Source organism: Williamwhitmania sp. (assembly GCA_035529935.1).
In the GTDB taxonomy this organism is placed as follows: Bacteria; Bacteroidota; Bacteroidia; order Bacteroidales; family Williamwhitmaniaceae; genus Williamwhitmania.
The window spans coordinates 1-10,474 of sequence record DATKVT010000080.1 but is presented as its reverse complement, the minus strand read 5'-3'; the positions used below and the strand labels follow the sequence as shown (position 1 = coordinate 10,474).

8 protein-coding genes are annotated in these 10,474 nt (G+C 45.8%); 3 read left to right on the top strand and 5 right to left on the bottom strand.

Annotated elements, in window-relative coordinates; translation table 11 throughout:
• Window positions 1-3 precede the first annotated feature (3 nt).
• From prmA to VMW01_06375, 5 genes are all read right to left on the bottom strand, one after another.
• Window positions 4-837 (bottom strand): 50S ribosomal protein L11 methyltransferase, encoded by an 834-nt coding sequence (prmA, locus tag VMW01_06395; protein ID HUW05870.1) that lies wholly within the window; start codon window positions 835-837, stop codon window positions 4-6.
• 9 nt (window positions 838-846) lie between these two features.
• A complete protein-coding gene (tpiA, locus tag VMW01_06390) occupies window positions 847-1,602 on the bottom strand; it encodes a triose-phosphate isomerase (GenBank protein HUW05869.1) in 756 nt (251 codons plus the stop codon).
• A gap of 150 nt (window positions 1,603-1,752) precedes the next feature.
• Window positions 1,753-2,826 carry an ABC transporter permease gene (locus tag VMW01_06385; protein HUW05868.1) on the bottom strand — a complete coding sequence of 358 codons (1,074 nt, stop codon included), beginning with the start codon at window positions 2,824-2,826 and terminating at the stop codon, window positions 1,753-1,755.
• Between the two features lie 204 nt (window positions 2,827-3,030).
• Window positions 3,031-3,228: a hypothetical protein gene (locus VMW01_06380; protein HUW05867.1), complete on the bottom strand. Its 198-nt coding sequence runs from the start codon at window positions 3,226-3,228 to the stop codon at window positions 3,031-3,033.
• A gap of 157 nt (window positions 3,229-3,385) precedes the next feature.
• Window positions 3,386-3,985, bottom strand: coding sequence for a sigma-70 family RNA polymerase sigma factor (locus VMW01_06375; protein ID HUW05866.1), 600 nt, complete (start codon window positions 3,983-3,985; stop codon window positions 3,386-3,388).
• Window positions 3,986-4,238: 253 nt separating this feature from the next.
• Between VMW01_06375 and uvrA the strand changes: the two genes are divergently transcribed.
• The 3 genes from uvrA to VMW01_06360 form a co-directional block, all read left to right on the top strand.
• The gene (uvrA, locus tag VMW01_06370) at window positions 4,239-7,043 is read left to right on the top strand and encodes an excinuclease ABC subunit UvrA (protein ID HUW05865.1); all 2,805 of its coding nucleotides are present in this window, start codon (window positions 4,239-4,241) and stop codon (window positions 7,041-7,043) included.
• 267 nt (window positions 7,044-7,310) lie between these two features.
• Complete coding sequence (locus tag VMW01_06365) at window positions 7,311-8,258, top strand: PorP/SprF family type IX secretion system membrane protein (GenBank protein HUW05864.1); 948 nt, start codon at window positions 7,311-7,313, stop codon at window positions 8,256-8,258.
• Between the two features lie 311 nt (window positions 8,259-8,569).
• Window positions 8,570-10,474 (top strand): hypothetical protein (locus VMW01_06360; protein HUW05863.1); only part of this gene is annotated, 1,905 nt, incomplete at its 3' end.

Here is a 10,474-nt window from a genome sequence, read left to right as displayed (position 1 = left end):
ACCTTATTTTTTAAATGATAGGGCCGCCCATCCATTACGGGTCTTTACCTGGAGGGACAACAATCCTAAACTCAGCGCACTTTCGGTAACAATGTCGATATCTTCAGGAAGAATGCCACTTAAGAAAAGTGTTCCACCAGCAACCAAAACCTCCACATAGCGAGCCATGTCGGCAAGAAGAATATTCCGGTTGATGTTGGCCAAAATCAGGTCGAATTTTTCGCTACCTAACAAAGATGCATCCCCAAGAAATACCTCAACTTTCGTTGGAACATTTCGCTCCACATTTTCCACGGCATTGGAAAAGGCCCACTCATCGTTATCGATAGCCACTACCCTAGCGGCGCCTTTCATGGCGGCTAAAATGGCAAGAATACCGGTACCACAACCCATGTCGAGCACCCGAGCACCCTCAACCTCACTTTCGAGCAAAAACTCAACCATTTGGTAGGTGGTAGCGTGGTGACCTGTTCCAAACGACATCTTTGGCTCGATTACAATCTCGTAGTCGGTTGGTGGCAAGTCCATATGAAACGGTGCCCTTACGGTACAACGGTTGTCAACAACAATTGGCTCGAAGTTCGATTCCCACACCGCGTTCCAATTTTTGTCGGCCATTTCGGCCCATCCCCAGCTTGCAGACTCATCGTTTACATACCGCCCCACTATCTGTAACGTCTCCCTTTCAATGAAGTTAGCGGCAGGAATATAGGCTTTTAAAGTATTTGCCTCCACATCAAAAGAGTCGTAGCCAAGTTCAGCGAGCTCGGCTACAAGAATATCAAAAATATCGTATGAAGGGCTGTCGATGGTACAGCTTAACTCGATATACTTCATGCAGCGTATTTAAAACGACTTTGCTATCTGGATAAACTCAGCTGCCGAAAGCGAGGCACCACCAATTAGGCCGCCATCCACATCGGGCATGGAGAATATCTCTTTTGCGTTCGCACCCTTTACACTTCCACCATAAAGAATTGGAATTGTGCTTGAAACCTTCGCGTTGAAGCTTACGGTTATCGCCTCGCGAATGAAAGCATGCATTTTCTGAGCCTGTTCTGGAGTGGCTGTTCTACCGGTTCCAATGGCCCAAACTGGCTCATAGGCAATCACCACCTTCTTGATTTCCGATTCCGAGAGCATAAAAATAACGTTGGCCATTTGATGCTTCACCACATCGAACTGATTGCTGCGCTCACGGTCCTCGAGCCTTTCGCCAATACAGAAAATTGGTGTCAACCCCGCATGTAACACTAGCCGCACCTTTTTCAGAAGAATCTCATCCGATTCGGTAAAATATTCACGACGTTCGGAATGACCAATAATAACGTGGGTAACGCCCAGTTCCTTTAGCATGTCAACTGAAACCTCACCGGTATAGGCACCTGAAGTTTCCCAAAAGCAATTTTGGGCACCAACCATAACTCGAGAGTCGCGAGTTCTACGTAACAAGTTAGCGAGATGTGTAAAGGGGGGGCAAACAATAAGTTCAACGTTTGGATCGACCTCCTGCGATTTTTCAACTATTTCAATCACAAGATTTTCACCCTCATCAGGCAACGTGTTCATCTTCCAATTTCCGGCAGCAATTTGTTTTCTCATGGCTCTTTGTTTTATGTTCCAAAGTTACCGAAAAAAAACAATGCAATACCAATATTTCTTTTAGGTATACCAAGCAGATTCGACACAAACGTTAACGGAAATACAAATAATTCGCTGAAGAATATTTCAAGATGAGGAAAAAACACTCGACTACCGCAACTCCACCCGTGGGTCAATAAGCGTATAGGCAAAGTCAACCATTAAGTTAACAACAATAAAGATGATGGAGATGGTGAGCACACAACCGGCCACCACGGGCATATCATAGGAATTTAGGGCATCTACCACCACGTAGCCCAACCCCTTCCATCCAAAAATATACTCAACAAAAATAACCCCCGCCATCATGGAGGCAAACCATCCGGAAATTCCTGTGATTACAGGGTTTAATGAGTTCTTCAAGCCATGACGGTAAATAACATTCCATGTTGACAAGCCCTTTGCCTTTGCCGTGCGGATATAGTCCTGTGAAAGCACGTCGAGAATGGAGCTGCGGGTAAGCTGGGTAACCACCGAGAGGGGTCTAATTCCGAGCGTTAAAGAGGGGAGTATTAAGTTTTGGAGCCGTAGAAAAGGTCCGTTGCCAAGATCGTCTATCTCCCAGAGGTTGCCTGTTAGCGGCAAGCCAGTAAGGTGGTGCAGCTTAAAAGCAAAAAGCCAAGCAATAAGGATGGCAGCAAAAAACGACGGCAACGACATTCCAAAGGAGGTGATTACCAATGCACTTCGATCGAACCAGCTATCCTTTTTAAGGCCACACACCAATCCCAAAAAGATTCCAAGCACGCTTGCAAACAGCATGGAGGTAAAGGCCAGCACAAGGGTATTGGGGAGAGTTTCGCCAATAATCTCAGAAACGGGCTTTTGACTTTGGTAGCTTCTTCTGAGGTAGGGTGCCTTAAAGGCCACAATAGTTCGTCCAACTCTAAACCCATGCCATTTGCCATACTTTGTGGTATCGAAGAAAAAGAAGCTGGTAGGGTTAGCGCTATGAAAGGAGACTGGTGAAAGATCGTTCAAAAACCCGAGGTATTGAACCATTTTTGGCTGATCCAATCCCAAATCTTTACGGATTAGCTCAATGGATTTTTTATCGGACCGCTGGCCGGCAAGCATTCGGGAGGCATCGCCCGGCACTAGGCTAAAGAGCATAAAAAGAAGGGTAACCACTCCAAAAAGGATGGCAATGCTGCTCGAGATTCGTCGTAGGAGATAGGTTACCACTGACTTTCGTTTCTACAAAGGTAGCAACCCATCTGGAACTTCAAACCCACAAATACCAAAAAACGAATAGTTGCTTCAACAGCAATTTACCCGATAACATAATCAAGAAAACCTCACAAAAAGGTTTCATGCAAATACTTTGAAGCCCCGCCCAGCAAGTTGTGGGGAGAATACGCTCAAAGCGATTAAGTGCAAAGCGAAAAATTAATCTATTTTCTGAGCAACCCGGAGAATTCTCTCCACCAGCTCATCCGAAGGATCTTTTAGTTCCAATTTTGGTCCGAGAAGATTGGCTAATTCCGCATCCACCTTGGCAAGAAATCGTGGATTAGGCTCCGATGAGTCAGCATTGTTTATGGGCAGGTGTTCATACATGATAAGTAGTGTAGAATATTTTTTCATAGGCCAATACGTGCGATTATTATATGAAACGAATCTACCAATCAGAATATTTTAATTAGCACCTTTTTTTTGTGGCGTTACCGCACTTTATAGCAACAAAAACCCCAAGCCTCAGCAGCCTTGGGGTTTAAGATTATGAAAGGTAGAATGGTAATGCTTAGTGGGTCAGCACAATTTGCTTTTCGGCCACCAACTTGCGAAGGTTTATTAGTGCATATCGCATTCGCCCCAATGCTGTATTAATACTCACGTCGGTAATCTCGGCAATCTCCTTAAAGCTTAAGTCCATGTAGTGGCGCATGATTACCACCTCACGCTGCTCCTCTGGAAGAAAGTCGATGAGTGTTCTGACGTCGCTGAGAATTTGGCTTTGAATAATTTCTTGCTCCACGTTGCTGTCGGAGTATTGAGGAGAGTTGAACACGTCCCACTCAAATGAGCCAGCATTGGTGGTTCCCAGCTGCTTCATGCGTCTAAAATGGTCAATAACTAGGTTATGAGCAATGCGAATAACCCAAGAAATAAATTTTCCGTTTTCAAAATAGCGCCCTTCCCGCAGGGAACGAACAACTTTTATGAACGTTTCCTGAAATATATCATCAGCCAGAGCCTGATCCCTCACGGCCATCATAATGTAGGAGTAAACTTTTTGCTTGTGCCTATTCAGAAGTGCCTCAAATGCTGAATGGCTACCATCAACGAACTGCCTAACCAGTTCCTGATCAGAAATAATTAAATTTTCCAATTCTACCTCCATGTACTTTGGTTCAGTGTAGAATGTTTTCTATAGGCAAGTCGTTGTTTTAGGTTAGTTTTCGTGGTTCAAATATATAAACTTTTTTTATTCTGCAATACAAAACTGATTAAAAGACGACCAATACAACTAAAATGTTACAGGCTCAAAAAAAGAAACTTCCAATTGGGTTGTGGCCAAGCACCGTGGCGTGGGAGGCTCTTACACACAACTATAATGAAGAAAAACTGTTACCTTTACCGATTATTTTAAAACCATGTCGAGCCAAAACAAATCACAGCATATTGTCATTCGTGGCGCCAGAGTTCACAATCTTAAAAACGTATCCATAAACATTCCAAGGAACGAGCTTGTCGTGGTTACCGGCCTATCCGGATCGGGCAAGTCTTCATTGGTTTTCGACACGCTCTATGCCGAAGGGCAACGACGTTATGTAGAGAGCCTTTCGTCGTATGCACGCCAGTTTTTGGGCAGAATTAGCAAGCCGGAAGTGGATGCAATTGAGGGTATACCTCCTGCCATTGCCATCGAACAAAAGGTTAACACACGAAACCCTCGCTCTACCGTTGGTACCTCTACCGAAATTTACGATTACCTAAAATTACTATACGCTAGGATTGGTCACACCTTCTCACCCGTAACTGGCAAGGAAATAAGGCGTCATTCGGTTACCGACGTGGTGGACTTCATCAGCGGCTTCCCATTAGAAACTCGCGTAATGGTGCTGGCACCGTATCAAGGTGAGGGAAAGGCGCCAACTACCGACAAGCTGCTTACCTTGCTGCAATCCGGCATAACCCGTATTGAGGCATGTGATCAAGTTTTCCAAGTTGAAGAACTAATTGCAGGTGAGGCAAAATTACCAAAGACATGCCTAGTGAATCTTGTTGTAGACCGCCTAGCCGTTAGCGACGAGGTTGACTTTGCTGGGCGCTGCGCCGATTCTGTTCAAACAGCATTCTCCGAAAGCAATGGTAGCTGCTTGGTAAAGAGTTATCTTGATCCAGAGAAGCCAAGATCGACTCTATTTTCGAACCGTTTTGAGGAGGATGGCGTAGCCTTTGAGGAGCCATCGGTCCACCTGTTCAGTTTCAACAGCCCGCTGGGTGCCTGTCCCAAGTGTGAAGGCTACGGAAGGGTTATAGGCATTGACGAGGATTTGGTGATCCCCGATCGCAGCCGATCGGTGTATGAAGATGCGATTGCTCCATGGAAAACCGAAACCATGCAAGCCTACAAGGATCAGTTCATTAAGCAGTCGGCTAAAACTGGTTTCCCCATTCACCGCCCCTACGACCAACTAAGCGAAGAAGATACAAACCTCCTGTGGCATGGAGCCAAAGGGTTGGATGGCATCGACGACTTCTTTGCATATCTCGAGGAGAAAAAGTATAAAATACAGTATCGCGTAATGCTGTCGCGCTACATGGGCAAAACCACCTGTCCTGTTTGTAAGGGTTCCCGACTACGTCCAGAAGCCGGATATGTAAAAATTGGGGGCTATAATATTGCCGACTTAGTGCTACAGCCCATCGACGAGCTGCTACCCATTTTCAGCAATCTGAAGCTTTCCGAACACGACGAAAAGGTAGCCGGGCGAATTCTGGCCGAAATAACCAACAGACTTAGATTTCTACTGGATGTTGGGCTTGGTTACCTTACGCTTAATCGTCTTTCAGCAACCCTATCTGGAGGCGAGAGTCAACGCATCAACCTAGCCACCTCGTTGGGAAGTAGCTTGGTGGGATCGCTCTACATACTAGACGAACCAAGCATTGGCCTTCATTCCCGCGATACAGGATTGCTCATCAACGTGCTGCAAAACCTAAAAAAGTTGGGCAACACCGTGGTGGTGGTGGAGCACGACGAGGAGATTATGCGTGCAGCCGACCAAATAATCGACGTTGGACCCCATGCCGGACAGCACGGAGGTGAAATTATTTTTCAGGGAAAAATCGATGAACTAGAGGAAGCCCAAAATAGCCTCACTGCCCAATATCTTACCGGCGTTGAAAAAATCCCTGTTCCAACCATTCGCCGAAAATCGGCCTCATTTATCGAGGTTAAGAATGCCCGTGAAAATAACCTTAAAGGCATCGATGTTAAGTTTCCGCTGAATACACTTACGGTGGTTACCGGAGTAAGCGGCTCTGGCAAGAGCACGTTGGTAAAGACAATCCTCTACCCATCCATAAGTAAACTTGTAAATGGATACGGCGAAAAGGCGGGTCGTCATGGAAGCGTTTCGGGCGATTACCATCGGTTAAAGGGGGTTGAAATGGTGGATCAAAATCCCATTGGCAAAAGCACTCGCTCCAACCCGGTGACCTACATTAAGGCTTACGAGGAGATCCGAAAACTCTTTTCCGACCAACCACTTGCCAAGGCCAATACACTCAAACCATCTCATTTCTCATTCAACATGGAGGGAGGACGATGCGAAGAGTGCCAGGGTGAAGGAATCATCAAGGTGGAGATGCAGTTTATGGCCGACGTAACGCTGGTGTGCGAAAGTTGCCACGGTAAGCGGTTCAAGGATGATGTGCTGGAGGTAAAATACAAAGGGCTCTCCATTTTTGATATTTTGGAGCTAACGGTGGACCAAGCCATCGAACTCTTTGGTGCGCAAAAGGGCAACACCGAACGGAAGATTGCCGAAAAGTTAAAACCGCTTCAGGATGTCGGATTGGGATATGTTCGCCTTGGGCAAAGTAGCAGCACACTTTCAGGTGGAGAGAGCCAACGGGTAAAGCTGGCATCCTTTCTCGGAAAGGAGAATGTTGGCGGACCTTTTCTATTCATCTTTGATGAGCCAACCACCGGACTGCACTTTCACGACATTCGCAAGCTACTCGACTCCTTTAACGCCTTGGTGGAAAATGGCCACAGCCTGATTGTGGTGGAGCACAACCTTGAGGTTATCAAGTGCGCCGACTACGTTATCGACTTAGGCCCAGAAGGAGGAAAAGATGGCGGCAGCTTGGTATTTGCCGGAACACCGGAAAAACTAATCAGCTGCAAGGAGTCATACACGGCGAAGTATTTGAAAGATAAGTTGTAGCAAGTTTCACCAAACCGTTAAGTGCTGTTTAACCGCCCATCTCATTTGGTATTGCAATCATAAACGTAAGAGAAGAAATCCAAATATGTTGATCAGGTTAAGGCCGATAAGGGCAACATTCATTTCAAACCAATAGGGATTAATGCTTGCAAACTTGAACTTAATAAAAACAGAAAAAATATATTCCGGTTAATCACACTTTGATATAATTTACTACTTTCGTATACCAAACACCAAAACACAAAAGCCAAAACCTGCCTCATCTGCATGCTTAAAAAGGTAATATACACGTTACTTATAGCTATTGTCAGCATTTCACTTCCCGCCCAGGAATTAAGTTTATATCAGGACTACATGTTCAACAGCTTATACAACTTAAACTCCGCCGCGGCAGGATTCGATGGTAACTTCGTATCTCAAATAACGGCCACCAAAAAGTGGCTAGGCATTAGTGGTTCTCCCTCGAGCCAGATTCTGAGCAACAGCATAAGACTTGGAAAAAAGGAATACTACGACAAGAACAACTACGTATACCAACCCCACGGCAGCTTTATTAACCGGGTTGGGTTAGGCTTTACCATTTTCAATGAAACCGATGGTCCACTGCGACACACCGGTGCACTTTTGGCCTACGCCTACCACATCCCAATGCGACGGGGGCAGCTATCGTTTGGAATTTCGGGAGTAGTAGCGCAGCATGGGCTCAACACCAGCGAATTTAAGCCAGTGGAAGCCAACGACCCTTCGCTATACACCTCCACCTCCGAAATAGTATCCGACGCCAACGTTGGCCTGCTGTTCTACAACCGGAAGTTTTTTGCAGGCATATCAATCAACGGATTGATAAACATTAATCGGACCATGGACCACACCACCACTACACCTAACATGGTTGTATGTGGAGGTTACAAGCTTACCGTTAGTGGGCAAATGGCTGTTGAGCCCTCCATATTGGTAACCCGAGATGGGTTAGGCGAAATTACCACCGACATAAACGCCAAACTCTACTACCTCAGCAAATATTGGCTGCTCCTCTCCTACAAAACCAATAGGTCTATGGAGACCGGTATTGCCATGCAGCTTAGCACAGGGCTACAGCTCAGCTACGCCTACGCGGTTAGCACAAGCGGGTTTACCAATACCTACATGGGTAGCCACAACATCTCCCTGCGAGTGGACGTAGCAGCCCTTAAGAACAAAAATAGTGGAAGATGATGAAGATACATAGACACAGCATATTAGCCAAGCTACTATTCGCTATACTATTTGCATTTGGTTCTACAAATATTCATGCACAGAGAATTAGTAATGGGTACAGTTGCGTTCTGTATATATGCCCGGATAGCACCATTTCAGCCATAGGTTACAATGTTTGTTTTCAACTTGGAGATGGTACTTCTTCTCTTGATAGACACATACCCGTCAAGGTAAAAGGGCTGCATAATGTTGTTGCAGTAAATGCACTTGGTTCCATTGCGCTGTTGGCAGATGGCACCGTTTGGCAGTGGGTACAAAATTGTAAATACATGTTAAAAAGAATTGACATCGATAGCGTTGTGTCAATTAGCTCCGGAACTCAATCAAATGGTGGCAACTTCTATAGTGCGCTACGTAGCGATGGCTCCCTTTGGATGTGGGGAGATGCCGACCACAAAAGTAACGTCTGGTGGGGCTACACCGACACCCTTGAGCGAATGGATTTGCCAAGGGTTAAAAAGGTGGTGGGTGGATTGCTTGGTGTTGTTGCACTCTGTGAGGATGGAACCGTTTGGACTTGGGGTTCGTCTAATTTTGAAGGAAATGGCAACCTAATTAGCTATCCATACGACCAAATTTTCAGCCCTCAGCAGGTATTTTCACTTTCCAACGTAGTTGATGTTGCTGCAGGATTGGATAATTGCTGGGCGTTAAAAGATGACAGCACAGTATGGGGTTGGGGATATTCATTCTATAATTATCCAGAAAAGATGAAAATATCTGAAATAAAAAAGATATTTAGAAGCAACTCACCTACTGATAAGTACCTTTATGCACTAACTAAAAATGGGACACTTCTTCGTACTGCTAGTTCTTATGGGGAAGAATTTATCGACACTATAAAGTCTATTAAAAACATAGCCGAAGTAACTTCGTGTTCGAGCGATATAGAGTCGACGTATATCCTAGATTCTAATGATAATATTTGGCGATGGGGTGGAAACACTTATGGCCAACTTGGCAACTTCACCACCTACCCCATCGATACCCCGGAGGTTATGCCCCACAAATGCTTGGCGGTTAACTGCGATACCATAACCAAAAATCCCGATGTGCTTATGCTCGACACGCTGGTGTATCCCGGCCAACCGGTGGATGTGGAGGCATCCCTTTCTGAAGCTGACCTATACTGGTGGTATCCTCAAAGCAACGTGATTAACGGAAAATACAGCCAAAAGGCCACCGTAAAAATCACCACCGACGACGTTGAGTTTAACGCCGTATTGATGGATTCATACGGCTGCATGCGAAAGGAACGGTTCATGCTCCGCAAATTATGCCCGCCTGAAAAAACAACCCTCGATACCACAACCTACCCGGGTGCCACCATTCTATTAAATGCCGGAGATGGTACATCTTACACCTGGAGTCCAACGCAAGGCTTAAGTTGCAACTATTGTAGCAACCCATTGGCAACAATCAATAGTCCAACCACCTATACCGCCTCCTACACCGACATCTATAATTGCCAAGCAAAGGAAAATTTTATTATTCGGATTCGCGATTGCGATACAATTGTAAAGGCAAAGGATAGCCTAATGGTGGACACCCTCGTAACCCCCGGTAGCACAAACCGGCTAAAAGCGTCAAATGCCGAAACCTACAGTTGGTCGCCCACAGCCGGTTTAAGTTGCAGCAGCTGCCAATCCCCCAATGCCCGCATATTTACGAATACCGAATACACCGCCACAATGATGGACCGCTACCATTGCCAGTGGCAGGAGCGATTTAAGTTGACAAACTGGTGCGACAGCTCCACGCTATCCAACCCACCAGTGCTAATAGATACGGTAACCTATCCACAGGCCACCCTCAACTTTTTGCTTCCGGTTGGTAGGCAATACTTGTGGCAGCCGGGAACTGGATTAAGCTGCACCAACTGCAAAAACCCAACAGCTACAGTAACAGCACCAATTCTATACGAGGCCGATATGGTAGACAGCTTCCAATGCAGCTCAAAGGCACGGTTCAACATTCGCATTAGGGACTGCGACACCATTGTAACGCAAAACAACATTGTTCGCTTGGATACAGTGGTTCACTTTACAACTAACATTCCGCTCACTGCCTCCGAAAGTTACAATGGATACACATGGAATCCAACCACTGACCTAAGCTGTAGCGACTGTCAGGTTCCAACATTTTTAGCCAAAGACTCAGCCACCTATACCGTT